The 26,196-nt window shown below is 68.8% G+C and carries 20 protein-coding genes, 4 tRNA genes and 1 pseudogene; 22 read left to right on the forward strand and 3 right to left on the reverse strand.

Features of this window, described 5'->3' with window-relative positions; translation table 11 throughout:
* Nucleotides 1–9: 9 nt before the first annotated feature.
* Nucleotides 10–828 carry an exodeoxyribonuclease III gene (locus R0145_RS03070; RefSeq protein WP_317840136.1) on the reverse strand — a complete coding sequence of 273 codons (819 nt, stop codon included), beginning with the start codon at nucleotides 826–828 and terminating at the stop codon, nucleotides 10–12.
* A gap of 28 nt (nucleotides 829–856) precedes the next feature.
* Nucleotides 857–1,351, reverse strand: coding sequence for a YajQ family cyclic di-GMP-binding protein (locus R0145_RS03075; protein WP_317838957.1), 495 nt, complete (start codon nucleotides 1,349–1,351; stop codon nucleotides 857–859).
* 142 nt (nucleotides 1,352–1,493) lie between these two features.
* Between R0145_RS03075 and R0145_RS03080 the strand changes: the two genes are divergently transcribed.
* The 15 genes and pseudogenes from R0145_RS03080 (at nucleotide 1,494) to rplL (ending at nucleotide 11,156) form a co-directional block, all read left to right on the forward strand.
* Nucleotides 1,494–1,575 (forward strand) — tRNA-Tyr (locus R0145_RS03080).
* Between the two features lie 129 nt (nucleotides 1,576–1,704).
* Nucleotides 1,705–1,777 (forward strand) — tRNA-Thr (locus tag R0145_RS03085).
* A 78-nt stretch (nucleotides 1,778–1,855) separates the two neighbouring features.
* Nucleotides 1,856–1,932: transfer RNA gene (locus R0145_RS03090), tRNA-Met, on the forward strand.
* A gap of 37 nt (nucleotides 1,933–1,969) precedes the next feature.
* On the forward strand, nucleotides 1,970–2,137 hold the full coding sequence (rpmG, locus tag R0145_RS03095; protein WP_317838958.1) for a 50S ribosomal protein L33: 168 nt from the start codon (nucleotides 1,970–1,972) through the stop codon (nucleotides 2,135–2,137).
* 121 nt (nucleotides 2,138–2,258) lie between these two features.
* Nucleotides 2,259–2,669 (forward strand): annotated as a pseudogene (locus tag R0145_RS03100) (MaoC family dehydratase N-terminal domain-containing protein); the annotation flags it as partial.
* A 125-nt stretch (nucleotides 2,670–2,794) separates the two neighbouring features.
* Nucleotides 2,795–3,229 carry a MaoC/PaaZ C-terminal domain-containing protein gene (locus tag R0145_RS03105; RefSeq protein ID WP_317838959.1) on the forward strand — a complete coding sequence of 145 codons (435 nt, stop codon included), beginning with the start codon at nucleotides 2,795–2,797 and terminating at the stop codon, nucleotides 3,227–3,229.
* Nucleotides 3,222–4,286, forward strand: a complete 1,065-nt coding sequence (locus tag R0145_RS03110; protein WP_317838960.1) for a UDP-N-acetylmuramate dehydrogenase — start codon at nucleotides 3,222–3,224, stop codon at nucleotides 4,284–4,286. The genes R0145_RS03105 and R0145_RS03110 overlap by 8 nt, the downstream gene beginning before the upstream one ends.
* A complete protein-coding gene (treZ, locus tag R0145_RS03115) occupies nucleotides 4,273–6,198 on the forward strand; it encodes a malto-oligosyltrehalose trehalohydrolase (RefSeq protein ID WP_317838961.1) in 1,926 nt (641 codons plus the stop codon). Before R0145_RS03110 ends, treZ begins: the two co-directional genes overlap by 14 nt.
* Before the next feature lie 110 nt (nucleotides 6,199–6,308).
* Nucleotides 6,309–6,381, forward strand: a tRNA-Trp gene (locus R0145_RS03120).
* Between the two features lie 166 nt (nucleotides 6,382–6,547).
* Nucleotides 6,548–6,889, forward strand: a complete 342-nt coding sequence (gene secE / locus R0145_RS03125) for a preprotein translocase subunit SecE (protein ID WP_317838962.1) — start codon at nucleotides 6,548–6,550, stop codon at nucleotides 6,887–6,889.
* A complete protein-coding gene (nusG, locus tag R0145_RS03130; RefSeq protein WP_411742071.1) occupies nucleotides 6,886–7,935 on the forward strand; it encodes a transcription termination/antitermination protein NusG in 1,050 nt (349 codons plus the stop codon). The genes secE and nusG overlap by 4 nt, the downstream gene beginning before the upstream one ends.
* A 379-nt stretch (nucleotides 7,936–8,314) precedes the next feature.
* Nucleotides 8,315–8,746, forward strand: coding sequence for a 50S ribosomal protein L11 (gene rplK, locus R0145_RS03135; RefSeq protein WP_317838963.1), 432 nt, complete (start codon nucleotides 8,315–8,317; stop codon nucleotides 8,744–8,746).
* A 105-nt stretch (nucleotides 8,747–8,851) separates the two neighbouring features.
* Complete coding sequence (gene rplA / locus R0145_RS03140) at nucleotides 8,852–9,562, forward strand: 50S ribosomal protein L1 (RefSeq protein WP_317838964.1); 711 nt, start codon at nucleotides 8,852–8,854, stop codon at nucleotides 9,560–9,562.
* Between the two features lie 439 nt (nucleotides 9,563–10,001).
* Complete coding sequence (gene rplJ / locus R0145_RS03145) at nucleotides 10,002–10,691, forward strand: 50S ribosomal protein L10 (RefSeq protein WP_317838965.1); 690 nt, start codon at nucleotides 10,002–10,004, stop codon at nucleotides 10,689–10,691.
* A gap of 78 nt (nucleotides 10,692–10,769) precedes the next feature.
* Nucleotides 10,770–11,156, forward strand: a complete 387-nt coding sequence (rplL, locus tag R0145_RS03150) for a 50S ribosomal protein L7/L12 (RefSeq protein ID WP_317838966.1) — start codon at nucleotides 10,770–10,772, stop codon at nucleotides 11,154–11,156.
* Between the two features lie 218 nt (nucleotides 11,157–11,374).
* Here the strand turns inward: rplL and R0145_RS03155 are convergent, their stop codons facing one another.
* Nucleotides 11,375–11,932 carry a TetR/AcrR family transcriptional regulator C-terminal domain-containing protein gene (locus R0145_RS03155; RefSeq protein ID WP_317838967.1) on the reverse strand — a complete coding sequence of 186 codons (558 nt, stop codon included), beginning with the start codon at nucleotides 11,930–11,932 and terminating at the stop codon, nucleotides 11,375–11,377.
* Between the two features lie 216 nt (nucleotides 11,933–12,148).
* Here R0145_RS03155 and bioB point away from each other — a divergent pair, with 216 nt between their 5' ends.
* From bioB to tuf, 7 genes are all read left to right on the forward strand, one after another.
* Nucleotides 12,149–13,303, forward strand: coding sequence for a biotin synthase BioB (gene bioB / locus R0145_RS03160; RefSeq protein ID WP_317838968.1), 1,155 nt, complete (start codon nucleotides 12,149–12,151; stop codon nucleotides 13,301–13,303).
* 379 nt (nucleotides 13,304–13,682) lie between these two features.
* Nucleotides 13,683–17,177 (forward strand): DNA-directed RNA polymerase subunit beta, encoded by a 3,495-nt coding sequence (rpoB, locus tag R0145_RS03165; RefSeq protein ID WP_317838969.1) that lies wholly within the window; start codon nucleotides 13,683–13,685, stop codon nucleotides 17,175–17,177.
* A gap of 71 nt (nucleotides 17,178–17,248) precedes the next feature.
* Nucleotides 17,249–21,109 (forward strand): DNA-directed RNA polymerase subunit beta', encoded by a 3,861-nt coding sequence (locus R0145_RS03170; RefSeq protein ID WP_317838970.1) that lies wholly within the window; start codon nucleotides 17,249–17,251, stop codon nucleotides 21,107–21,109.
* Nucleotides 21,110–21,561: 452 nt separating this feature from the next.
* Nucleotides 21,562–21,933 (forward strand): 30S ribosomal protein S12, encoded by a 372-nt coding sequence (gene rpsL / locus R0145_RS03175; RefSeq protein WP_317691119.1) that lies wholly within the window; start codon nucleotides 21,562–21,564, stop codon nucleotides 21,931–21,933.
* Nucleotides 21,933–22,403 carry a 30S ribosomal protein S7 gene (gene rpsG, locus R0145_RS03180; RefSeq protein ID WP_317838971.1) on the forward strand — a complete coding sequence of 157 codons (471 nt, stop codon included), beginning with the start codon at nucleotides 21,933–21,935 and terminating at the stop codon, nucleotides 22,401–22,403. Before rpsL ends, rpsG begins: the two co-directional genes overlap by 1 nt.
* 240 nt (nucleotides 22,404–22,643) lie before the next feature.
* Nucleotides 22,644–24,743 carry an elongation factor G gene (gene fusA, locus R0145_RS03185; protein WP_317838972.1) on the forward strand — a complete coding sequence of 700 codons (2,100 nt, stop codon included), beginning with the start codon at nucleotides 22,644–22,646 and terminating at the stop codon, nucleotides 24,741–24,743.
* 182 nt (nucleotides 24,744–24,925) lie between these two features.
* Entirely contained in the window at nucleotides 24,926–26,116 is a 1,191-nt protein-coding gene (gene tuf / locus R0145_RS03190) for an elongation factor Tu (RefSeq protein WP_317838973.1), read from the forward strand.
* Nucleotides 26,117–26,196: the final 80 nt, after the last annotated feature.

Consider the following 26,196-nt stretch of genomic DNA (forward strand, 5'->3'; position numbering starts at 1 on the left):
GGGCGGCGCTCACAGCTCGTAGTCGACCACGACCGGCGCGTGGTCGGAGATCCGGGTGTCGTACGACGGGTCCCGGTCGGTGCCCGCCACGGTTGCCGCGCCGGCCAGGCCGGGGGTGGCGAGCTGGTAGTCGATCCGCCAGCCGGCGTCGTTGTCGAAGGCCTTGCCGCGCCACGACCACCAGGAGTACGGACCGTCCACGCCGCCGCGGTGGTGGCGGACCACATCGACCAGGGTGCGCGGCGACTGCACCCCGGCGATCCACTCACGCTCCTCCGGCAGGAACCCCTCGGAGCGCCGGTTGGTACGCCAGTTCTTGATGTCCAGCTCGGTCGGGGCGATGTTCCAGTCGCCCATCACGACGAACTCCCGACCCTCCCGGGCCGCCTCCCGCCGGCTGCTGGTCAGATGCCGGGAGAACGACCGCAGGAACCGGAACTTGCGCTGCATCTTCGCCAGCGAGGCCTCGTCCTCATACGGCGTGCCGCCCTTGGGCACGTAGACCGAGGCGACCCGCAGCTTCGGGCCCGCCGCTACGTCGAGGTCCACCTCGACGTAGCGCCCCTCCCGGTCGAACTCCCTGCTGCCGAAGCCGGTCCGCACCGCACTCGGCGGCGTACGCGTCGCGATCGCCACCCCGTTGCGTCCCGGGATCACCCCGGCGTCGTGGACCAGGTGGTAACCGGTGAACACGTCCGGCACCTCACCCGCCGGGCAGCGCATCTCCTGGACCGCCAGCACATCGGGCGTACGGGTCGCCAACCAGGTGGGGAAGCCGCGTCGTTCGGCGGCCCGGATCCCGTTCACGTTGAAGGTGGCGATACGCAGCACCCGCCCAGCATAGGGGCAGTGGTGGCTACCGATAGTTGGTGAACTGGACGGCGAAATCGTAGTCCTGGGCCTTGATCAGCGCCTGGACCGTCTGGAGGTCGTCGCGGCTCTTGGAGGAGACCCGCAGCTCGTCGCCCTGGATCTGCGCCTTGACCCCCTTGGGCCCCTCGTCGCGGATCAGCTTGGAGACCTTCTTCGCGTTGTCCTGGCTGATCCCCTCCTGCAGCGAGGCGGTGATCTTCCACACCTTGCCGGAGGAGCGCGGGGCGCCGGCGTCCAGCGACTTGAGATTGATCCCGCGGCGGACCAGCTTGGACTGGAGCACATCCAGCACGGCGGTGACCCGCTCCTCGGTGGTCGCCTCGAGCTCGATGATGTCTTCGCCGCTGAGTACGACCTTGGCGTCTGTGCCCTTGAAGTCGAAGCGCTGGTGCACCTCCTTGGCGGCCTGGTTCACGGCGTTGGCCACCTCCATGTGGTCGACCTTGCTCACGACGTCGAACGAGTTCTCACTGGCCACGGTGCGCTCCTCGGGATCGGTATCGGTGTCCGACCATTCTGCCGTCTCCAGGCGAGGGGGCTGCGCCGTTTTGCGCTGGGCCGGGGAACCTTGCTATGGTTTCCGTCGCCCGCAGAACCCGGGGAACCGGGGTGGTGGGCATGGCAGGTTGCCCGAGCGGCCAAAGGGAGCGGTCTGTAAAACCGTCGGCTTCGCCTACGCTGGTTCGAATCCAGCACCTGCCACGCACGGCCGGAGTCCCGGCTTGCACCGCTGCAGGACCCGCCGAACGACGGTTTGGCAAGACGGTCCGGGTTGTGTAAGTTAGTTCCTCGGCAGCTGTGCCGGGACTCGCCTCCCGGACCAGGGTGCAGGCCCCTATAGCTCAGTAGGCAGAGCGTCTCCATGGTAAGGAGAAGGTCAGCAGTTCGATTCTGCTTGGGGGCTCGGACTCCGGATCCACGGTCAGCGACACGACCTCGCTGAAGCCCCGTGGATGCCAGCCAGGCGACTGGTCCGGAACATGGCGGGGTAGCTCAGTTGGTGAGAGCGCACGACTCATAATCGTGAGGTCGCGGGTTCGAATCCCGCCCTCGCTACCATTCAGACCAGTGAACGTGAACAGACAGAGGATCGACCATGGCCAAGGCCGCTGATATTCGCCCGAAGATCACGCTTGCCTGCACCGAGTGCAAGGAGCGGAACTACATCACCAAGAAGAACCGGCGCAACACGCCGGATCGTCTGGAGCTGACCAAGTTCTGCCCGAAGTGCGGCCGTCACACCGCGCACCGCGAGACCCGCTGAGCGCCTTCCGCCAGCATAACCTTCCCGACAGGGCGTCACCCCGCGAGGTGGCGCCCTGTCGCGTTCCCTCGCCCGTCCCACCGACCTGCCCCGGCACCGCCCGAACGGGTAGCGTGTGGCCATGGCCATCACGTCTGAGCATGCCGGCCGGTCCTATCCGGCCACGGCGCCCTACCAGGTGTCCCGCGCCAAGATCCACGAGTTCGCTCGGGCGATCGGCGACGACAATCCCTCGTACGGTGGCCCGAACCCGATCGCCCCGCCCACCTTCGCCTTCGTGATCGCCTCGACCGCCTGGGAGGCGATGTTCGCCGACCCGGAGCTCGAGGTGCGGCTGGAGCGGATGATCCACGGCGAGCAGCGGTTCAGCTACGACCGGCCGCTGCGCGCCGGTGACGAGGTGGTCGGCGTGCTCACCCTCGACAAGGTCCGGCTGCGCGGGCCGATGGAGTTCATCACCACCTCGGTCGACGTCCGCACCGTCGCCGGCGAGCACGTCTGCACGGTGACCGCCCAGCTGATCCACCATCGTGAGGCCGCCGTGCCGAAGGCGCCGGCCGCCCGGAGCACCGCCGTGCCGAAGGCGCCGGCCGCCCGGAGCACCGCCGTGCCGAAGGTGTCGGCCGCCGGGAACCCTGCCGGCGAGGAGGTCACCCGATGACGACCGAGCCGACGCCGCTGACCATCGGCACCGAACTCCCGCCGCTGACCGTGGCCCTCACCCGTGCCGACCTGGTGCGCTACGCCGGGGCGTCCACGGACTTCAACCCGATCCACTGGTCGGACCGGATGGCCCGCAGGGTGGGCATGCCCTCGGTGATCGCCCACGGCATGCTGACGATGGCCACCGCCCTGCGCGTCGTCACCGACTGGGTCGGCGACCCGGCCAAGGTGCGCTCCTGCTCCTGCCGCTTCACCAGCCCGGTCCCGGTCCCCGACGACGACGCGGGGGCCGAGCTGAGGATCGGCGCCACGGTCTCCGCCCTCACCGACGAGACCGCCACGGTGACCATCACCGCCGTGATCACCGGGCCGGACGGCGTCGACGTCAAGGTCCTCGGCCAGGCGGTCGCGGAGGTGGACCGTGGCTGAACGGCTCGCCGACCACACCACCTTCCATCTGGGCGGACCGGCGGCCCGCTACGCGGTCGCCTCCGACGACCGGACCCTGATCGACCTGGTCACCGCGGCCGACGCCGCCGGCGAGCCGGTCCTCGTCCTCGGCGGCGGATCCAACCTGCTGATCGGCGACGAAGGGTTCGACGGGCTGGTCGTCCGGGTCGCCACCCAGGGCCTCTGGGTGGAGGAGGAGTCCTGCTGCGCCGGCGCCAACGTCACCGTCGCCGCCGGCGAGTCCTGGGACTGGTTCGTCCAGGAGGCGATCACCCGCGAATGGCGCGGCCTGGAGTCGCTGTCCGGCATCCCCGGCCAGGTCGGTGCCGTCCCGATCCAGAACGTGGGGGCGTACGGCACCGAGGTCGGCCACTACATCGTCCGGGTCCGCGCCTGGGACCGCCGGGAACGGACACAGAAGACCTTCTTCCCCGCCGACTGCGGGTTCGGGTACCGCACCTCACGGTTCAAGGAGGAGCCCGGCCGCTGGATCATCCTCGACGTCGCCTTCCAGTTCCTGCTCGGTGACCTGCTCTCCGCGGTGCGTTACCAGCAGCTCGCCGACAAGCTCGGCGTCGCGCTCGGCGCGCCGGCCCGGGCCCGGCAGGTCCGGCAGGCGGTCCTCGAACTGCGGGCCGGCAAGGGCATGCTGGTCGACCCGGCCGACCACGACAGCTGGAGCGCCGGCTCGTTCTTCACCAATCCGGTGCTGCCGGAGGCGCTGGCCGCGACACTGCCGGCTGCCGCCCCGCGGTACGCCGCCGGTCCCGGCCGGGTGAAGACCTCGGCCGCCTGGCTGATCGAACACGCCGGCTACGCCAAGGGCTGGCACCTGCCCCGCTATGCCGACGGCGAGGCCCCGGCGACGCTGTCGACCAAGCACACCCTCGCGCTCACCAACCGCGGCTCCGCCACGACCGCCGACGTGCTCGAGCTCGCCCGCGCGATCCGCGACGGTGTCCGCGAGGCGTACGGCGTCACGTTGGTGCCCGAGCCCAACCTGGTGAACTGCAGCCTGGACGATGTCCGGGTCTGACCGTCCCGCGGTGCGGCGGCTCGCCGGGACCGGTCCGGACTTCGCCGTCTGGGCGCCCCGGCCGGGGCGGGTGCGGCTGTGGACCCGCCCGGCGGCGCGCCGCGGGTCGGCCGACGGGCCGGAGACCCTCCCGTCACTGGCCGCCTCGGCGCTGGTCACCCCGGCGCTGATCACAGACATGGTCCGGACCGACGACGGCTGGTGGGACCCGGTCCGGCCGGTGCCGGTGCCGCCGGACGGCGAGCTGGACTACGGCTACCTGCTCGACGACGACCCCACCCCGCGGCCGGATCCCCGGTCGCGGCGCCAGCCGTACGGGGTGCACGACGTGTCGCAGACGTACGATCCCGCCGCGTTCCGGTGGACCGACGACGCCTGGACCGGCCGCCAGCTCGCCGGGTCGGTCATCTACGAGCTGCACGTCGGCACCTTCACCCCGGCCGGCACCCTGGTCTCGGCGATCGACCGGCTGGACCATCTGGTCGACCTCGGCGTCGACACCGTCGAACTGCTCCCGGTGGCCGCCTTCAACGGCCCCCACGGCTGGGGCTACGACGGGGTCGACTGGTTCTGCGTGCACGAGGCGTACGGCGGCCCGCGCGCCTACCAGGCGTTCGTCGACGCCTGCCACGCCCGCGGCCTGGCGGTGCTGCAGGATGTCGTCTACAACCACTGGGGCCCGTCGGGCAACTACCTGCCGCTCTACGGCCCCTACCTCGACGCCAGCACCGACACGCCCTGGGGCAATCCGGTGAACCTCGACGGGCCGGACTCCGACGAGGTGCAGCAGTACCTCCTCGACAACGCCCGGATGTGGCTGCGCGACCTCCACGTCGACGGGCTGCGCCTGGACGCCGTCCACGCCCTCGTCGACCCGGGCCGGGCGGTCGACATCCTCGAGGAGCTCTCCGTCGAAGTCGACGCGCTCAGCGCCTTCCTCGGCCGACCGCTCACCCTCGTCGCCGAGTCCGACCAGAACAACCCCCGGCTCTTCGCTCCCCGCGAGGCGGGCGGCTACGGACTGACCGGACAGTGGGTCGACGATTTCCACCACGCGGTCGTTGCCACCCTGACCGGCGAGGACACCGGCTACTACGCCGACTTCGCCGATCCGGAGGCGCTGGCCCACGTGATCGGCCACGGTTTCCTGCACGACGGCCGCTGGTCCTCCTTCCGGGGGCGTACGCACGGCCGTCCGCTGCCGCCGGGGACCCCCGGCTGGCGGCTGGTGGTGTGCGCCGGCAACCACGACCAGATCGGCAACCGGGCCGCCGGTGACCGGCTCCGCAGCCGGGTCGACGAGCGCACCCTCGCCCTGGCGGCGGTGCTGACACTGACCGCCCCGTACACGCCGATGCTCTTCATGGGGGAGGAGTGGGGTGCCTCGACACCCTGGGCCTTCTTCTCCTCCCACCCGGAGCCCGATCTCGCCCGGGCGGTCTCCGAGGGCCGGCGAGCGGAGTTCGCCCGGATGGCCTGGGACCACACCCGGATCCCCGACCCGCAGGACCCGCAGACCTTCACCGACTCGGTCCTCGACTGGGCCGAACCGCTCCAGGAACCGTACGCGGCCCAGCTCGCCCTGGTCCGCGACCTGATCGCGCTGCGCCGCGGCTGGCCCGACCTCGGTGACCCGCGGCTCGACCGCCTTCGGGTGCGGCTGGCGGCCGGCGACCTGCTGGTCATCGAACGGGGCGTGCGGATCGTGGTGGTGGTCAACCTCGGCGAGGCGCCGGTCGACACCGGGATCGACGGCACCGTGCTGCTGGCGACGGGGGAGGTCACCGGCGGTGGGGCTGCCGTCGGGGAGGGCGGACTGCGGCTCGGGCCGCGGTCCTCGGTGATCGTCGATCGGGTCGTTCCCGCCGCGGCCGGATCGGCCGTCCCTGCCGAGGGGATCTCCGGTCCCTGAGCAGGGGACGCTCCGTGCCGCACGGCGGCGATCCGGCCGGCCCGGTTCGACATCCCCGTGGTGATCTGCGTAAACTACCGGTCTTGTCGGACGGGGGAACCGTACGACGGACGGCACTAGCTCAACTGGCAGAGCATCGGTCTCCAAAACCGAAGGTTGGGGGTTCAAGTCCCTCGTGCCGTGCGAGTCCGGGACCGCGTTCCGGGCGCGACGAGCAGTCCTCGCTGGCGCTAGAGTCGGTGATGTCGTCCGAGCCGGTCGATGGCACTGCCTTGTCGAGGCATGCCTCGACCGCCGGGGGGCACCGAGACCGAACAGGTCGCTGACCTGGCGAGACGAAGGACGATGTGTGGCAGAGGACCTGACGGATCCGCAGGATTCCGAGGACGTCGCAGCCGCCGAGGAGCGCACCCCCGCGTCCCGCGCCGACGGCCCGGGTGGCCGACGCCCCGTGCGCCGCAGCCATGACTCCTCCCGCCGCTCGGCACTGCCCCCGTACGAGCAGAAGTCCGGCCCGATCGCCTTCATCGGACAGTCCGTCGACGAGCTGAAGAAGGTCACCTGGCCGACCCGGCAGGAGATGGGCGGCTCGTTCATCGCCGTGCTCCTTTTCGTGGCGTTCATCATGGTGTTCGTCAGCCTGCTCGACACCGGGCTCGGCTGGGTGGTGCTGAAGGTGTTCGGCGGATGACGTACGACAACGACCGAGAGGGAAACGTGGCAGACAACGACGAGTTCGACCCGTCCGAGGTGGAGATCGACCTGGGCGCGTTCGAGGACGACACCGTCGGTGACGAGCCCGACCTGGACTTCGGCCTCGGTGCCGAGGAGCCGACCGACGAAGAGCTGAGCGCCGCCGACATCTTCGGCGCCGACCGGGCCCCGCAGCAGGCCGCTCCCGCCGAGCCGGCCGTGGCCACGGAGTCCGACGAGGGCGCGACCACCACGGAGGAGGCGACCGCCGGCGAGGACGCCGAGGCCACCACCGAGCCGGAGGCCGCCGTCACCGCCCCCGCGGCGCCGGCCCGCGGCCTGGACGACGACTTCGAGATCAACCTGAACTTCGACGCCGACCAGGAGGAGCCGGCCGCCGCCGCGCCGGCGATGGACTTCGACGCCGACGCCGCGGTCGCCGCCGCGATGGCCGAGCTGCGCGCCGACCTGGACAGCAAGTTCGGCGACTGGTACGTGGTGCACACGTACGCCGGGATGGAGAACCGGGTCAAGCAGAACATCGAGCAGCGGGTCACCTCCCTCAACATGGAGGACTACATCTACGAGACCGTCGTCCCCACCGAGACGGTCGTCGAGATGAAGAACGGCAACAAGAAGGAAGTCACCCGGGTCTACCTGCCCGGCTACGTCCTGGTCCGGATGGACCTGACCGACGAGTCCTGGGGCTGCATCCGGCACACCCCGGCGGTGACCGGCTTCGTCGGCAACGCCAACGACCCGACCCCGCTCACCCTCGACGAGGTCGAGAACATGATGCGCCCCTCGGTGGTGGCGCGGGTCGCCGCCTCCGCGGTGGGCAAGGGCAAGCGTCCGGCCAAGAAGGTCGAGGTGCAGGACTACCAGGTGGGCGACTCGATCATGGTGATCGAGGGACCGTTCTCCGGTGTTCCCGGCATCATCACCGAGATCAACCCGAACACCCAGCGGCTGATCGCCACCGTGGAGTTCATGGGCCGCGACACCCCGGTGGACCTGACCTTCCCGCAGATCCAGAAGTCCTGACCCGGCGGCCGGCCAGCCGGCCCCGGTCGAGGAACGTACCAGGACCCCTCACGCCCGCGGAATTGCGCGGCGGAGGGGTTCTCGGGTTATGCTTTGACACTGTGCGTCGTGTGCCCGCCCCCAGGGCGGCCCGTCGGACGCACCGGCCGGACCCGGGCGCCCCAGCCAGGCGCTCCGTCCCGGCCGCCGGGCACGTACGCCCTGTGCATACGTGCCATCAGGTCTCGCCCCGGGCGGAGCCCCTCCGGAGGCCCCACCGTGGTGCGGGTCACCGACAACCGGTCGCACGACCCCGTACGACCACCGAAGAGCCGGGCGTACGGCCGCGTACGCCCCTGACCATGCACTGCCCTGAGCATGCACGGAAAGGACCCACCGCATGCCTCCCAAGAAGAAGGTCGCGGCGATCGTCAAGATCGCCATCAACGCCGGCGCCGCAAACCCGGCACCGCCCGTCGGCACCGCCCTCGGCCCGCACGGCGTCAACATCATGGAGTTCTGCAAGGCGTACAACGCCGCGACGGAATCCCAGCGTGGCAACGTCATCCCGGTCGAGATCACGATCTACGAGGACCGGTCCTTCACCTTCATCACGAAGACCCCGCCGGCCGCGGAACTGATCAAGAAGGCCGCCGGGCTCAAGAAGGGCTCGTCCAACCCGCTCGCGGACAAGGTCGCCAAGCTCACCGCCGACCAGGTTCGCGAGATCGCCACCACCAAGCTCCCCGACCTCAACGCGAACGACGTCGAGGCCGCGATGAAGATCGTCGCTGGCACCGCCCGTTCGATGGGCGTCACCGTCGAGGACTGACCCCGTTCCGGTCCGGACGACCCGGATCGGGCTCCATCCACCGGATGTGGGAGGACCGGCGCGGTCCGCACCACCACTGGTACCAGCACTGAAGGAAACCAGCTCATGAAGCGCAGCAAGGCATATCGGGCAGCCGCCGCCCATCGCGACGAACAGGCCCTGTACTCCCCGCGTGAGGCCCTGACCCTGGTCAAGGACAACGCCTCCGCCAAGTTCGACGAGACGATCGAGGTCGCGATGCGCCTCGGCGTCGATCCCCGCAAGGCCGACCAGATGGTCCGCGGCACGGTCAACCTCCCCCACGGCACCGGCAAGACGGCACGGGTCCTCGTCTTCGCCACCGGTGCGAACGCCGAGGCCGCCACGGCCGCGGGCGCCGATGAGGTCGGCGCCGACGAACTGATCGAGAAGATCCAGGGTGGCTACCTGGACTTCGACGCGGTCGTCGCGACCCCGGACATGATGGGCAAGGTCGGCAGGCTCGGTCGCGTCCTCGGCCCGCGCGGCCTGATGCCGAACCCGAAGACCGGCACCGTGACGATGGACGTCGCGAAGGCCGTCACCGAGATCAAGGGCGGCAAGATCGAGTTCCGCGTCGACCGCCACTCGAACCTGCAGTTCATCATCGGCAAGGCCTCGTTCAGCATCGACCAGCTGCTGGAGAACTACTTCGCCGCCGTCGACGAGATCGTCCGGCTCAAGCCGACCACCGCCAAGGGCCGCTACGTGAAGAAGATCTCCGCGTCCTCGACGATGGGCCCGGGCGTCCTGATGGACCCGGCCAAGGTCAAGTCGGAAATCGAAGCGACCGCCTGATTCCAGCGGTCGGGATCGAGGCGACCGCCTGATCATCGTCGGCCTCCAGCGAAGGGCCCTGCTGCCGTGCGTACGTACGGTGGCGGGGCCCTTCGCTCTCCCTTACTTCTTGGAGTAGGTCGCTGTCCCCCTTTAGGTGCGATTTGGACTCCTCGGGAGAGGTCAGTTAGAGTGGTTGCCGCCGAAGACCGCAGGTGGTCGTACGCCCGTCGTACGCCCTAAGCTCCGCCAGGAGGCCCGCGCAGGTGAGACGAGTTCCATGTCGTCCCGTCGCCCCGATCAGGTTCGCCTGGGGCGGCCGGTCATCATGTGCCCCGTGCGCCTGCGCGCCGGGGCATTTTTCATCCCCGGGCCCGTCAGGGTGGTGCGCCGGGAGCCTCCCGCGGTCGAGGCGTACGTCCCGTCGGGACGTGCACACGACAGAAGTGGAAGGAGAACCATGGCGAGGGAGGACAAGGCAGCAGCTGTCGCCCAGCTCACGGAGCAGTTCGAGAGCGCCGGCGCTGTTGTGCTCACCGAGTACCGCGGCCTCTCCGTGGCGCAGCTGAAGACCCTTCGGCGCGCGCTGGGCGAGGACGCCACCTACGCCGTGGCAAAGAACACCCTCATGAAGCTGGCGGCCAACAAGGCCGGCATCGACATGCTGGACGAGATCCTGACCGGCCCGAACGCCCTGACCTTCATCAAGGGTGACATCGCGGCCGTGGCCAAGGGCCTCAAGAACTTTGCCAAGGACAATCCGCTCCTGGTCATCAAGGGTGGCGTCATGGAGGGCAAGTTCCTCGACGCCAAGCAGGTCGGCGCGCTCGCCGACCTGGAGTCGCGCGAGGTCTACCTCGCCAAGCTCGCCGGCGCCATGAAGGGCAACCTCGCCAAGGCCGTCGGTCTGTTCGCCGCCCCGCTGCAGACGGCTGCTCGCGCCTTCGGTGCGCTGCAGACCGCCGCCGAGGCGAACCCCTCCCTCATCGCGGGTGCCGGCGAGGCGCCGGCCGTCCTGCCGGGCTCGCCCCTGCAGGCAGGACAAGCGGTGACGACCACGGAGCCCGAGACCGCCGATGCAGCACCGGCTGCAGCCGCCGAGGCTGCACCCGCTGCGGAGGCCGCCGAGGCAGCGCCTGCTGCCGAATGATCCGCGCGGATCACCCCCACCGCAGGCGTGGCCCGGACGGCCAGACTGCATCACACACCGAGAAGTGAGGAACCCATCATGGCCAAGCTGAGCAACGACGAGCTGATCGCCGCTTTCAAGGAAATGTCGCTGATCGAGCTCTCCGAGTTCGTGAAGCTGTTCGAGGACACCTTCGAGGTCACCGCTGCCGCCCCGGTCGCCGTGGCCGCTGCCGCCCCGGCTGCCGCTGCGGAGGCCGCCGCCGAGGAGGAGCAGACCGAGTTCGACGTCGTCCTCGAGGCCGCCGGCGACAAGAAGATCCAGGTCATCAAGGAGGTGCGCGCCCTCACCTCCCTCGGCCTGAAGGAGGCCAAGGAGGTCGTGGAGTCCGCCCCCAAGGCCGTCCTGGAGAAGGTCACCAAGGACGCCGCCGCCGCTGCCAAGGAGAAGCTCGAGGCCGCCGGCGCCACCGTCACTGTCAAGTGAGCACGACCTCGGGGCCCGCGGGTCCCGAGGAGCCGAACCGTCCGGAGGGGCGGGTCCCACAGGGGCCCGCCCCTCCGGCGTACGACCGTGCGGATGGCCCCGGGGAGGCGTGCGAGGACGCTCGGGTCTGCTCGGGGAGTCGTTGCCGGGGCCTCGCCGCGTGCCGAGAGCGGTGGCGAATCCGTGAGCTGCGCAGTGCGCCCGTGTCCCGACGGGCCTCAGATCCCGAACCGCGCGGACACCCCGCGCGCCAGCAGATCGATGCCCAACTCCAGCCGGGCGCGGTCATCCGGTGCCGGCCCCGCGATGACGCCGAGTGCCGCGGCCTGGGCGCGCGACTGTTCGTTCAGGGTCAGTCCGAGGGTGAGGTGCAGGGCGGTTTCCCCGATCGCCTCGGCATCGGCGGATCCGAGGCCGGCCGCAGTGAGGAGTCGTACGAGAGGCTCCTGCGGGCGCAGGGCGCCGAGGCTCAGCGCCACTGCCGACGAGGTGAGATCGGCCCCGTCCCGATGGGCCAACAGCGTGGCCCGCAGTGATACGGACCAGTCGAGCAGGGCCTGCTGCCAGGTGTCGTCGGGTCCGGGGGAGCATACCCCGGCCAGGATGCGGTCGGTGACGGCGGCGAGCAACTCCTGCTTGTTGGCGTAGTGCCAGTAGAGGGCGCCCGGCTGGACATGGAGGGCGGTGGCCAGCCGGCGCATCGTCAGGTCCGCCAGCCCGTACGCGTCGAGGATCTCGACGGCCTTGGCGAGCACGTCCGCCCGGCTCAATGACATGTCCCCTCCTCGAGGTTCTCCGTGGGCGGCGTGTTCGGTGCCGTGCTGGGTGTGCCTCTCCGTCCCGGCCTCCGAGCCTAGCCGCCCGTCCCCGGAGCCACCGCATCGCGTGGACTTGAACGCCGTATAGTGAACGGCGTTCAAGGAGTGTAGGTCGAACCCGCCCGCGTCCGGCGGAGGACCTCACCCAGCACGGACCCGACCGAAGGAGATCTCATGGCACCCCAGGAAACGCTCACCGCTGCTCCCCTCGACCCCACCGACCCCGCCGCGCCCGCCACCGAGGTCAAGCCACAGGCGCTCGCCGATCGCGTGCTCGACGGCGGCGCGGTGACCGAGGAAGAGGCGCTGGCCCTGCTGAACGTGCCCGATGCCGAGGTGCTGGGGCTGGTCCAGGCCGCCGGGCGGCTCCGCCGCCGCTGGTTCGGCAACTCGGTCAAGCTCAACTACCTGGTCAATCTCAAGTCGGGCCTGTGTGCCGAGGACTGCGGCTACTGCTCGCAGCGACTCGGCTCCGAGGCTGACGTGCTCACCTACTCCTGGCTGTCCACGGAGGAGGCGGTCCGGGCCGCGAGGACCGGGATGGATGCCGGCGCCCGGCGGGTCTGCCTGGTCGCCTCCGGCCGGGGGCCCTCGAACCGCGACCTCGACCGGGTCGGCGACATCATCGACGGCCTCCGGCAGGCCGATCCCGACATCGAGGTGTGCGCCTGCCTCGGGCTGCTCAGGGAGGGCCAGGCCGAGCGGCTCGCCGCGGCCGGCACCGACGCGTACAACCACAACCTCAACACCGCCGCGTCGCACTACGACGACATCTGCTCCACCCACACGTACGCCGACCGGGCGGACACCGTCGCGAAGGCCCGCCATGCCGGGCTGTCGGCCTGCTCCGGGCTGATCGCGGGGATGGGGGAGACTGCCGAGGAACTCGTCGACGTCGCCTTCGCGCTGCGCCGGATGGGGTCCGACTCGGTGCCGGTCAACTTCCTGATGCCCTTCGACGGCACCCCGCTGGCCGGCCGCCACATGCTGAGCCCGCTGGACGGCCTGCGGATCCTCGCCATGGTGCGCTTCGTACACCCGGACACGGAGGTCCGGATCGCCGGCGGCCGGGAGGACACGCTGCGTTCCCTGCAGCCGCTGGGGCTGGAGATCGCCAACTCGATCTTCCTCGGTGACTACCTGACCTCCGAGGGGCAGGCCGGTGCGGCCGACCTGCAGATGATCGCCGAGGCCGGCTTCGTGCCGGTCGGGGCCGAGGGCGACCCGGTGCACCGCGCCGCGCCCGCGGACGGCGCCGCGCCGGCGTACGCCACGGCGCCGGTGATCCGTCGCCGTGGTGCCGGCACCACGGCGGCCCCCAACGCCTGACCGCCTGCCGTGGTCGGTGGTGGGACGGGGGCGTCCCGGTGGCGTAGCATGGCCCCGTCGAGCGGGTCGGTGTGAACCGGTGCGCGTCGGACGAGAGGCGATGCGTCATCGGGTCGCCCAGTGTTCACCCCGTCAGGCTGGCAGGCCGACACGCGGGAGAGTAGGCTGGGCACCAGCGCACCGGAGATGGGCTATCCTTTCGGGTTTGCGTTTCGTGCCATGGTCGTGTAGTGTCGGCGTTTGCCTGTTGTCGCCTGCCGCCCTTTGATGCCGTACCGCGTGTCCTCCCCTTCCTCGCAGGGGGCCGCGCGGATGGTGCCTTCCCTGGTTGCGTGGCACTGGCACCACATCGCCTGCCAGTTCTGGAAGGACCAAACTGTTGGCCGCCGCGCGCATTGCCTCGAAGAACACCGACGTCATCTCCACGACGGGACGCATCTCGTTCGCGAAGATCCACGAACCCTTGCAGGTGCCCCACCTGCTCGATCTTCAGATCAAGTCGTTCGATTGGCTGGTCGGTAACGACGCCTGGAAGGCGTCGGTGGAGGAGGCCCAGGAGCAGGGCCGCACCGATATCAACACGAAGTCCGGCCTGGAGGAGATCTTCGAGGAGATCTCGCCCATCGAGGACTTCTCCGAGACGATGTCACTGTCGTTCCGCGACCACCGTTTCGAGGATCCGAAGAACTCGGTCGACGAGTGCAAGGAGAAGGACGCCACCTACTCCGCTCCGCTGTTCGTCACCGCGGAGTTCATGAACAACGACACCGGTGAGATCAAGTCCCAGACGGTGTTCATGGGTGACTTCCCGCTGATCACGGAGAAGGGCACCTTCATCATCAACGGGTCCGAGCGCGTCGTCGTGTCGCAGCTGGTCCGGTCCCCGGGCGTCTACTTCGAGAAGACCCCGGACAAGACGTCCGACAAGGACATCTACACCTGCAAGATCATCCCCTCGCGCGGCGCGTGGCTGGAGTTCGAGGTCGACAAGCGCGACCAGGTCGGCGTACGTCTCGACCGCAAGCGCAAGCAGTCGGTGACGGTGCTGCTCAAGGCCCTGGGCTGGACCAACGAGCAGATCCTGGAGGAGTTCGGCCAGTACGAGTCGATCCGCCACACCCTGGAGAAGGACCACACCACCGGCCGGGACGACGCCCTGCTGGACATCTACCGCAAGCTGCGCCCGGGTGAGCCGCCGACTATCGAGGCGGCGAACAACCTGCTGGAGAACTACTACTTCAACCCGAAGCGCTATGACCTGGCCAAGGTCGGCCGGTACAAGATCAACAAGAAGCTCGGCGTCGGGCTGGCCTTCGACCAGCAGGTGCTCACCCGGGAGGACATCGTCTCGGCGATCCGCTACGTGGTGGCGCTGCACGACGGCCGCACCTCGCTGCCCGGCGTCGACGCCAACGGTGAGGTCGCGGACGTCCTGGTCGAGGTCGACGACATCGACCACTTCGGCAACCGTCGTCTGCGTACGGTCGGTGAGTTGATCCAGAACCAGCTGCGGACCGGCCTGGGCCGGATGGAGCGGGTCGTCCGGGACCGGATGACCACCCAGGACATCGAGGCGATCACCCCGCAGACGCTGATCAACATCCGTCCGGTGGTGGCGGCGCTGAAGGAGTTCTTCGGCACCTCGCAGCTGTCGCAGTTCATGGACCAGAACAACCCGCTGGCCGGTCTGACGCACAAGCGCCGGCTGTCCGCGCTGGGCCCCGGCGGTCTGTCCCGTGACCGGGCCGGCATGGAGGTCCGCGACGTCCACCCGTCGCACTACGGCCGGATGTGCCCGATCGAGACCCCGGAAGGTCCGAACATCGGTCTGATCGGCTCGCTGGCGTCGTTCGCCCGGGTGAACGCCTTCGGGTTCATCGAGACCCCGTACCGTCGCGTCGTCGAGGGCAAGGTCACCAACGACATCGACTACCTGACCGCCGACGTCGAGGACCGCTATGTCATCGCCCAGGCCAACGCGCCGCTGCGCGAGGACGGGTCCTTCGTCGACGAGCGGATCCTGGTCCGCAAGCGCCACGGCGACGTCGACACCCTGCCCAGCGGGCAGATCGACTACATGGACGTGTCGCCGCGCCAGATGGTGTCGGTGGCCACCGCCCTGATCCCGTTCCTCGAGCACGACGACGCCTCCCGGGCCCTGATGGGGTCCAACATGCAGCGCCAGGCCGTGCCGCTGGTCAAGTCCGAGGCCCCGTTCGTCGGCACCGGCATGGAGTACCGCGCCGCCGTCGACGCCGGTGATGTCACCCTGGCCAAGAAGGCCGGCGGCGTCACCTCGGTCACCGGCGACGTCGTCGAGGTGTCGAACGACGACGGCACCCTCTCGGCGTACAAGCTGGAGAAGTTCGTCCGGTCCAACGCCGGCACCTGTGTCAACCAGCGCCCGCTGGTGGCGGTCGGGCAGCGCGTCGAGGTCGGCACTCCGCTGGCCGACGGCCCGTGCACCGACAACGGCGAGCTGTCGCTCGGCCGCAACCTGCTGGTCGCGTTCATGCCGTGGAACGGCCTGAACTACGAGGACGCGATCATCCTGTCCCAGCGTCTGGTGCAGGACGACGTGCTCACCTCGATCCACATCGAGGAGCACGAGGTCGACGCCCGCGACACCAAGCTCGGTGCCGAGGAGATCACCCGCGACATCCCCAACGTCTCCGACGAGATGCTGGCCAACCTCGACGAGCGCGGCATCATCCGGATCGGCGCCGAGGTGACCACCGGCGACATCCTGGTCGGCAAGGTCACCCCGAAGGGCGAGACCGAGATGACCTCCGAGGAGCGCCTGCTGCGCGCCATCTTCGGGGAGAAGGCCCGCGAGGTCCGCGACACCTCGATGAAGGTGCCGCACGGCGAGTCCGGCACCATCATCGGGATCAAGGTCTTCGACCGGGACAATGGCGACGATCTGGCCCCCGGCGTCAACCAGATGGTCCGGGTCTACGTCGCCCAGAAGCGCAAGATCTCCATCGGTGACAAGCTCGCCGGCCGGCACGGCAACAAGGGTGTCATCTCCAAGATCCTCCCCGCCGAGGACATGCCCTTCCTGGAGGACGGCACCCCGGTCGACATCATCCTGAACCCGCTCGGCGTCCCCTCCCGGATGAACGTCGGCCAGGTGATGGAGCTGCACCTGGGCTGGATCGCCAAGTCCGGCTGGGACGTCACCGAGGTCGACGAGCCGTGGGCGGAGCGACTGCGCTCGGTCGGCCTCGGCCTGGTCCAGGGCGACCAGTGCCTGGCCACGCCGGTCTTCGACGGTGCCACCGACAAGGAGCTCGCCGGCCTGCTGGAGTACGGCCTGCCGAACCGCGACGGGCTGAAGGTGATGCAGGGCACCGGCAAGGCGCGGCTGTTCGACGGCCGCTCCGGCGAGCCGTTCCCGGAGCCGATCGGCGTCGGCTACATGTACATGCTGAAGCTGCACCACCTGGTGGACGACAAGATCCACGCCCGGTCCACCGGCCCGTACTCGATGATCACCCAGCAGCCGCTGGGCGGCAAGGCGCAGTTCGGCGGCCAGCGTTTCGGTGAGATGGAGGTGTGGGCCCTGGAGGCGTACGGCGCCGCCTGGGCACTGCAGGAGCTGCTCACCATCAAGTCCGACGACGTGTCGGGCCGGGTGAAGGTCTACGAGGCCATCGTCAAGGGGGAGAACATTCCCGAGCCGGGCATCCCCGAGTCCTTCAAGGTCCTGATCAAGGAAATGAAGTCCCTGTGCCTGAACGTGGAGGTGCTCTCCTCGGACGGCGTCGTGCAGGACCTGCGTGACGCCGAGGACGAGAACTACCGCGTCCCGGACGGGCTGGGCGTCGACCTGCGTCGCCGCCCCGGCTCGGACGCCCTGGCCCAGGGCTGACTTCCTTCACCCACCAGCAACTCTTTCAGGACTATCAGCCCGCCTGACGAGGCGGGAGGAAGAGATATATCGTGCACGACGCGAATTCCTTCGACGAACTGCGGATCGGCCTGGCCACGGCCGAGGACATCCGCGGCTGGTCCCACGGCGAGGTGAAGAAGCCGGAGACCATCAACTACCGCACCCTGAAGCCGGAACGCGACGGCCTGTTCTGCGAGAAGATCTTCGGTCCCACCCGGGACTGGGAGTGCTACTGCGGCAAGTACAAGCGGGTCCGGTTCAAGGGCATCGTGTGTGAGCGCTGTGGCGTCGAGGTCACCCGCTCCAACGTCCGCCGCGAGCGGATGGGTCACATCGAGCTGGCCGCTCCGGTGACGCACATCTGGTACTTCAAGGGTGTGCCGAGCCGGCTCGGCTACTTGCTGGACGTCGCCCCGAAGGACCTGGAGAAGGTCATCTACTTCGCGGCGTACATGATCACCAACGTCGACGAGGAGGCCCGTCACCGCGACCTGCCCTCGCTCGAGGCGAAGATCAACCAGGAGAAGGCGAACCGCCAGAAGCAGCGCGACGCCGCCATCGAGCAGAAGATGCGCAAGCTCGAGGAGGACCTGGAGAAGCTCGAGACCGAGGGCGGCTCGGCCGACATGAACCGCAAGGTCCGTGCCCAGGCCGAGAAGGAGGTCAAGCTGCTGCGCGACCGTGGCCAGCGCGAGATCGACCGTCTGGACGCGGTCTGGGACCGGTTCAAGGGCCTCAAGGTGCAGGACCTCGAGGGTGACGAGGTGCTCTACCGGGAGATGAAGGCCCGGTTCGGCCGCTACTTCGGCGGCTCGATGGGTGCCGCCGCGATCCAGCAGCGGCTCCGTGACTTCGACCTCGATGCCGAGGCGGAGAACCTCCGGACGATCATCCGCAACGGCAAGGGCCAGCGGAAGACCCGCGCCCTCAAGCGGCTCAAGGTGGTGTCGGCGTTCATCCAGACCGGCAACTCGCCGGAGGGCATGGTCCTCGACGCTGTCCCGGTGATCCCGCCGGACCTGCGCCCGATGGTCCAGCTCGACGGTGGCCGGTTCGCCACCTCCGACCTGAACGACCTCTACCGCCGGGTGATCAACCGCAACAACCGCCTCAAGCGACTGCTCGACCTCGGCGCCCCCGAGATCATCGTCAACAACGAGAAGCGGATGCTGCAGGAGGCCGTCGACTCGTTGTTCGACAACGGCCGCCGCGGCCGTCCGGTGACCGGGCCGGGCAACCGCCCGCTGAAGTCGATCTCCGACATGCTCAAGGGCAAGCAGGGCCGGTTCCGCCAGAACCTGCTCGGCAAGCGCGTCGACTACTCCGGCCGTTCGGTCATCGTGGTCGGCCCGCAGCTGAAGCTGCACCAGTGCGGCCTGCCCAAGACGATGGCCCTGGAGCTGTTCAAGCCGTTCGTGATGAAGCGGCTGACCGACCTCAACCACGCGCAGAACGTCAAGGCGGCCAAGCGGATGGTCGAGCGCAAGGACCCGCGGGTCTGGGACGTGCTCGAAGAGGTGATCACCGAGCACCCGGTGCTGCTCAACCGCGCCCCCACGCTGCACCGCCTCGGCATCCAGGCCTTCGAGCCGCAGCTGATCGAGGGCAAGGCGATCCAGCTCCACCCGCTGGTCTGCACGGCCTTCAACGCCGACTTCGACGGCGACCAGATGGCCGTCCACCTGCCGCTGAGCGCGGAGGCCCAGGCCGAGGCCCGGATCCTGATGCTGTCGACGAACAACATCCTCAAGCCGGCCGACGGTCGTCCGGTCACCCTGCCGACCCAGGACATGATCATCGGCATGTACTTCCTCACCCAGGAGCGCCCCGGCGCGATCGGGGAGGGACGGGTGTTCCGTGACCCGGCCGAGGCCCGGATGGCCTTCGACCTCGGGGAGATCAAGCTCGGCACCAAGGTGACCATCCGGATGCGGGACATCGTCCCGCCGGACGCCGACCAGCAGCTGCGCGAGGACGGCTCGATCATGCTGGCGACCACGCTCGGCCGGACCATCTTCAACGAGGCCCTGCCGGCCGATTTCCCGTACGTGAACTACGAGGTGTCGAAGAAGCCGTTGGGCCGGATCGTCAACGACCTGGCCGAGCGTTACCCGAAGGTCGAGGTCGCCGCGGCGCTGGACAACCTGAAGGACCTCGGCTTCGGCTGGGCCCCGCGGTCGGGTGCGACGGTGTCGGTCTCCGACATCCAGACCCCGGACAGCAAGCCGGAGCTGATCGCCCGCTACGAGTCCAAGGCCACCGCGATCGACAAGCAGTACGAGCGCGGCAAGTCGACCGCCGAGGAGCGCCGGTCCAACCTGATCGAGCTGTGGCAGCAGGCGACCGCCGAGCTGACCGAGGCGATGGAGCAGAACTTCTCGCACACCAACCCGATCTACATGATGGTGCACTCCGGTGCCCGAGGGAACATGACGCAGATGCGGCAGATCGCCGCCATGCGAGGCCTGGTGGCCAACCCGAAGGGCGACATCATCCCCTCGCCGATCAAGTCGAACTTCCGCGAGGGCCTGACCGTGCTGGAGTACTTCATCTCCACCCACGGCGGCCGGAAGGGGCAGGCCGACACCGCGCTGCGGACGGCCGACTCCGGCTACCTCACCCGACGGCTGGTCGACGTCTCCCAGGACGTCATCATCCGCGAGGAGGACTGCGGCACCGAGTCGGGTCTGACCAAGCGGATCGCGCTCGAGAAGAACGGCGTGCTGGTCGCCGACCCGACGATCGAGACCGCGGTGTACGCCCGGTGCCTGGCCACCGACATCACCGGCCCCGACGGGGAGGTGCTGCTGCAGGCCGGTGTCGACCTCGGCGACGTGAACATCAAGATGCTGATCGACAACGGCATCACCCATGTGAAGGTCCGCTCGGTGCTCACCTGTGAGTCCACCTCCGGCACCTGCGCGATGTGCTACGGCCGCTCCCTGGCGACCGGCAAGCTCGTCGACGTCGGTGAGGCGGTCGGTATCGTCGCGGCCCAGTCGATCGGCGAGCCGGGCACCCAGCTGACGATGCGTACCTTCCACACCGGTGGTGTGGCCGGTGACGACATCACCCAGGGTCTGCCGCGTGTCGTCGAGCTGTTCGAGGCCCGGTCGCCGAAGGCCAAGGCGCCCATCGCGGGTGCCGCCGGCCGGATCCGGCTGGAGACCACCGATCGTGGGCGCAAGCTGTTCGTGGTGCCCGACGACGGTGCCGACGAGTTCGAGGTCCCGCTGGGCCGCCGGGCCCGGCTGCTGGTGGAGGATGGCGACCACGTCGCGGTCGGCCAGCAGCTGACCAACGGCCAGCTCGACCCGCAGGACGTGCTCGAGGTCCTCGGCGTGGCGGCGGTGCAGCAGCACCTGGTGGACGAGGTCCAGAAGGTGTACGGCACCCAGGGCGCGCCGATCCACGACAAGCACCTGGAGATCATCATCCGCCAGATGCTGCGCCGGGTGACCGTGCTGGAGTCGGGCGACACCGAGATGCTGCCCGGTGAGCTGGTCGATCGTCCGTCGTACGTCGCGCAGAACCGCAAGGTCGTCGCCGAGGGTGGCCAGCCCGCCCAGGGCCGTCCGGTCCTGATGGGCATCACCAAGGCATCGCTGGCGACCGACTCGTGGCTGTCCGCGGCGTCCTTCCAGGAGACCACCAAGGTGTTGACCGATGCCGCCATCCACGGCAAGTCGGACTCGCTGAGGGGCCTGAAGGAGAACGTGATCCTCGGCAAGCTGATCCCGGCCGGCACCGGTCTGGACCGCTACCGCAACATCCGGGTCGAGCCGACCCCGGAGGCGAAGGCGGCGGCCTACACGATGGCCAGCTACGAGGCGTACGACTACGACCTGATGTCGGGCGCCGGCAGCTCGGTCCCGCCGCTGGACGACTTCGACATGGGCGGCTACCGCTGATCGAGGTCGATCGATCCGGGCCTGCCGACCCACCGGTCGGCAGGCCCGGTGGCGGAGGATCGGCGGTGCCTCGGCACCGGTGTTTTGACCGCAGCGGCAGAAGCCAGTAACCTTGGTACCTGTGTCCGGCCTGTCCGGACCAGTCGCAGCGCCCGCTCGCGGGGGTGATCGGCCGTCACGGGGCCGATCGTGGTGAACAACCTGGGTGAGGTTACGTATCGCGCCGTGCGCGGTGTCGGCCACCGAAGGCTTCCGGAACCGCCGGCAGAGCCGCGAACATGCGGTCGTCCCGCCGCCACGAGGCGACGTCGCGCGAGGGTCCTACCCGTGCGTACGTCTCGCCGGCAGGGGGCCCGCAGCCAGGAGTCATCAGACCCCGCACAGGAGTCGTACGACATCAGGGCATACCCGACCGCCGGGTGCGCCCGACCAACGGAAAGAGATACCAGCCGGTGCCAACTATCCAGCAGCTGGTCCGCAAGGGCCGGACCGACAAGGCGACGAAGAGCAAGACGCCTGCCCTGAAGGGCTCTCCGCAGCGCCGTGGCGTCTGCACCCGCGTCTACACCACCACCCCGAAGAAGCCGAACTCTGCGCTGCGGAAGGTCGCCCGGGTGCGACTCTCCAGCGGTGTCGAGGTGACTGCGTACATCCCGGGTGTGGGTCACAACCTCCAGGAGCACTCGATGGTGCTCGTGCGCGGCGGTCGGGTGAAGGACCTGCCGGGCGTTCGCTACAAGATCATCCGCGGCTCGCTGGACACCCAGGGCGTCAAGAACCGTAAGCAGGCCCGCAGCCGCTACGGTGCGAAGAAGGAGAAGTAATGCCTCGTAAGGGTCCCGCGCCCCGTCGCCCGATGCCCGCCGACCCGGTCTACGGTTCCCCCCTGGTGAGCCAGCTGGTCAGCAAGGTGCTGGTGGACGGCAAGAAGTCCGTCGCCCAGAACATCGTCTACACCGCTCTCGAGGGCACCCGGGCCAAGACCGGCGTCGACCCCGTCCAGACCCTGAAGCGCGCGCTGGACAATGTGAAGCCCGCCCTCGAGGTCAAGTCCCGCCGGGTCGGCGGCGCCACCTACCAGGTCCCGGTCGAGGTCAAGCCCGCCCGCGCCACCACCCTGGCGCTGCGTTGGCTGGTCGGATTCTCCCGGGACCGCCGCGAGAAGACCATGGCCGAGCGGCTGATGAACGAGATCCTCGACGCCTCCAACGGCCTCGGCGCTTCGGTGAAGCGTCGCGAGGACACCCACAAGATGGCCGAGGCCAACAAGGCTTTCGCTCATTACCGTTGGTGACACCCCTTGCTGCACGGCGCCGGGCGCCGATGGTCCGCTGTGGAGGTGCGCATCGCCTGCGTACCACCCGGGTTGGATCGTCGGCGCCCGGCGCCGTACCCTGTGCAGGGTCGCGTGTCGCACGCCCATCGGGCCGCGCCGCCGTCGGGGCGTGCGTCGGCCACCTATTTATTGACCACCGGTCGCCCCGCCTCGTGCGGTCAAGCCGGAAGACCGCACACATGACGAGAGGTACCCTTCGTGGCTGTCGAGATTGAAACCGACCTCGCCAAGGTCCGCAACATCGGGATCATGGCGCACATTGATGCCGGTAAGACCACCACCACCGAACGCATCCTGTTCTACACCGGAATCAACTACAAGATCGGTGAGGTGCACGAGGGTGGCGCCACGATGGACTGGATGGAGCAGGAGCAGGAGCGCGGCATCACCATCACCTCCGCGGCCACCACCTGCTACTGGCACGGGACCCAGATCAACATCATCGACACCCCCGGCCACGTCGACTTCACCGTCGAGGTGGAGCGTTCGCTGCGGGTCCTCGACGGTGCCGTCGCCGTGTTCGACGGTGTCGCGGGCGTCGAGCCGCAGTCGATGACCGTGTGGCGCCAGGCCGACAAGTACGGCGTGCCGCGGATCTGCTTCGTGAACAAGATGGACCGTACGGGTGCCGACTTCGACCACGCCGTCGAGACCATCCGGACCCGGCTGAACGCCACCGCCGCGGTGATGCAGCTGCCGCTGGGTGCCGAGAGCGACTTCTACGGCGTGATCGACCTGGTCGAGATGCGCGCCCTGGTGTGGCACGGCGAGACCAAGGTGGGCGAGGACTACGAGATCGAGGAGATCCCGGCCGACCAGCGCGACAAGGCCGAGGCGGCCCGTGCCGAGCTGCTGGAGGTGATCGCCGAGAACGACGACGAGTTCATGGAGAAGTACCTCGGCGGCGAGGAGTTCACCACCGCCGAGCTCAAGGCCGCGGTCCGCCGGGCCGTGCTGTCCAGCGCGATCACCGCCGTCTTCCTCGGCACCGCGTTCAAGAACAAGGGCGTCCAGCCGCTGCTCGACGCGATCGTCGACTACCTGCCGACGCCGCTCGATATCCCGGCGATCGAGGGCTTCAAGCCCGGTGACGAGTCCGTCGTCATCGAGCGTCACCCCAGCGACGCCGAGCCGCTGGCGATGCTGGCTTTCAAGATCGCCGCCGACCCGCACCTGGGCCGGCTGACCTACATCCGGGTCTACTCCGGTCGCCTGGACACCGGCTCGACCGTGCTGAACTCGGTGAAGGGCAAGAAGGAGCGGATCGGCAAGATCTACCAGATGCACGCCAACAAGCGCGAGGAGATCGCCTCGATCGGCGCCGGCCAGATCGTCGCCGTGATGGGCCTGAAGGACACCGGCACCGGTGACACCCTGTGCGACCCGGCCAAGCCGGTCGTGCTGGAGTCGATGACCTTCCCCGCCCCGGTGATCGAGCAGGCGATCGAGCCGAAGTCGAAGGCCGACCAGGAGAAGCTCGGCGTCGCCATCCAGCGTCTCGCCGAGGAGGACCCGACCTTCCAGGTGCACACCGACGAGGAGACCGGCCAGACCATCATCGCCGGCATGGGCGAGCTCCACCTCGACGTGCTGATCGACCGGATGAAGCGCGAGTTCCACGTCGAGGCCAACATCGGCAAGCCGCAGGTCGCCTATCGCGAGTCGCTGCGCAAGAAGGTCGAGAAGTTCGAGTACACCCACAAGAAGCAGTCGGGTGGCTCGGGCCAGTACGGTCGCGTCATCATCGACCTCGAGCCGCAGGAGCCGGGCTCCGGCTACGAGTTCGTCAACGCCGTCACCGGTGGCCGCATCCCCAAGGAGTACATCCCCTCGGTCGACGCGGGCATCCAGGAGGCCATGCAGTTCGGCGTGCTGGCCGGCTACCCGGTCGAGGACGTCAAGGTGACCCTGGTCGACGGCGCCTACCACGACGTCGACTCCTCCGAGCTCGCCTTCAAGATCGCCGGCTCGATGGCCTTCAAGGAGGCCGCCAGGAAGGCCAACCCGGTCCTGCTCGAGCCGATCATGGCCGTCGACGTGACCACCCCGGAGGACTACCTGGGCACCGTCATCGGTGACCTGAACGCCCGCCGTGGCCAGGTGCAGTCGATGGAGGACCAGCACGGCAACAAGGTCGTGCACGCCCTGGTCCCGCTGTCGGAGATGTTCGGCTACGTCGGCGACCTGCGGTCGAAGACCTCGGGCCAGGCGTCGTACTCGATGGAGTTCGACTCCTACGCCGAGACCCCGAAGAACGTGTCCGACGAGGTCATCCAGAAGGCCCGCGGCGGCGAGTGATCGCCTGAACTCCTGACCGGCGCCGCTGACGATGACCGAGTAGTATAGCTCCGGTTTGACTATGCGGCGCCGGTGCAGAAAACTTGGCCGGGTCACCCTCGGGGGACCCGGCGAAGCGTCAGACCGGTAGAAATCAACGCGCGCCTCGCAACCAGTGAGGCGACCATCAAGAAGGAGCCCCAGTGGCAAAGGCCAAGTTCGAGCGGACCAAGCCGCACGTCAACATCGGCACCATCGGGCACATCGACCACGGCAAGACCACTCTGACCGCGGCGATCTCGAAGGTGCTCCACGACAAGTACCCGGACCTGAACGAGGAGTCCCCCTTCGACTCCATCGACAAGGCTCCCGAGGAGCGCCAGCGCGGTATCACGATCTCGATCGCTCACATCGAGTACCAGACCGCGAAGCGCCACTACGCGCACGTTGACTGCCCCGGTCACGCCGACTACGTGAAGAACATGATCACCGGTGCCGCGCAGATGGACGGCGCCATCCTGGTCGTGGCCGCCACCGACGGCCCGATGCCGCAGACGCGCGAGCACGTGCTGCTCGCCCGCCAGGTGGGCGTGCCGGCCATGGTCGTGGCGCTGAACAAGTGTGACATGGTCGACGACGAGGAGCTCATCGAGCTGGTCGAGATGGAGGTCCGCGAGCTGCTGGCTTCCCAGGAGTTCGACGAGGACTGCCCGGTCGTGCAGACCTCCGCCTACCAGGCGCTGCAGGGCGACCCGAAGTGGGTCAAGACCATCGAAGAGCTGATGGACGCGGTTGACGACTACATCCCGACCCCGGCGCGCGAGATCGACAAGCCGTTCCTGATGCCGGTGGAGGACGTCTTCACCATCACCGGTCGTGGCACGGTCGTCACCGGCCGGATCGAGCGCGGCGTGATCAAGGTGAACGAGAGCGTCGAGCTCGTCGGCATCCACGACGCCACCCAGACCACCACGGTCACCGGCGTCGAGATGTTCCGCAAGCTGCTCGACGAGGGCCAGGCGGGCGAGAACGTCGGTCTGCTGCTCCGTGGCACCAAGAAGGAAGACGTGCAGCGCGGCATGGTCGTCTGCAAGCCGGGCTCGGTCACCCCGCACACCGAGTTCGAGGGTCGTGTCTACATCCTGACCAAGGAGGAGGGCGGCCGTCACAAGCCGTTCTTCGCGCACTACTCCCCCCAGTTCTACTTCCGCACCACCGACGTCACCGGCGCCATCGAGCTGCCGGAGGGTGTCGACATGGTGATGCCCGGTGACAACACCGACATGAAGGTGCAGCTGATCCACCCGATCGCCATGGAAGAGGGCCTGAAGTTCGCCATCCGTGAGGGTGGCCGCACCGTGGGTGCCGGCAACGTCACCAAGATCATCAAGTGATCTGAGGCGTACGCCGCCCCACCAGGCACAACCCGACGCACCAGGAGGCCCGCCCCATGAGGGCGGGCCTCCTGCGTGTT

This window comes from Raineyella sp. W15-4 (assembly GCF_033170155.1).
GTDB lineage: Bacteria > Actinomycetota > Actinomycetes > Propionibacteriales > Propionibacteriaceae > Raineyella.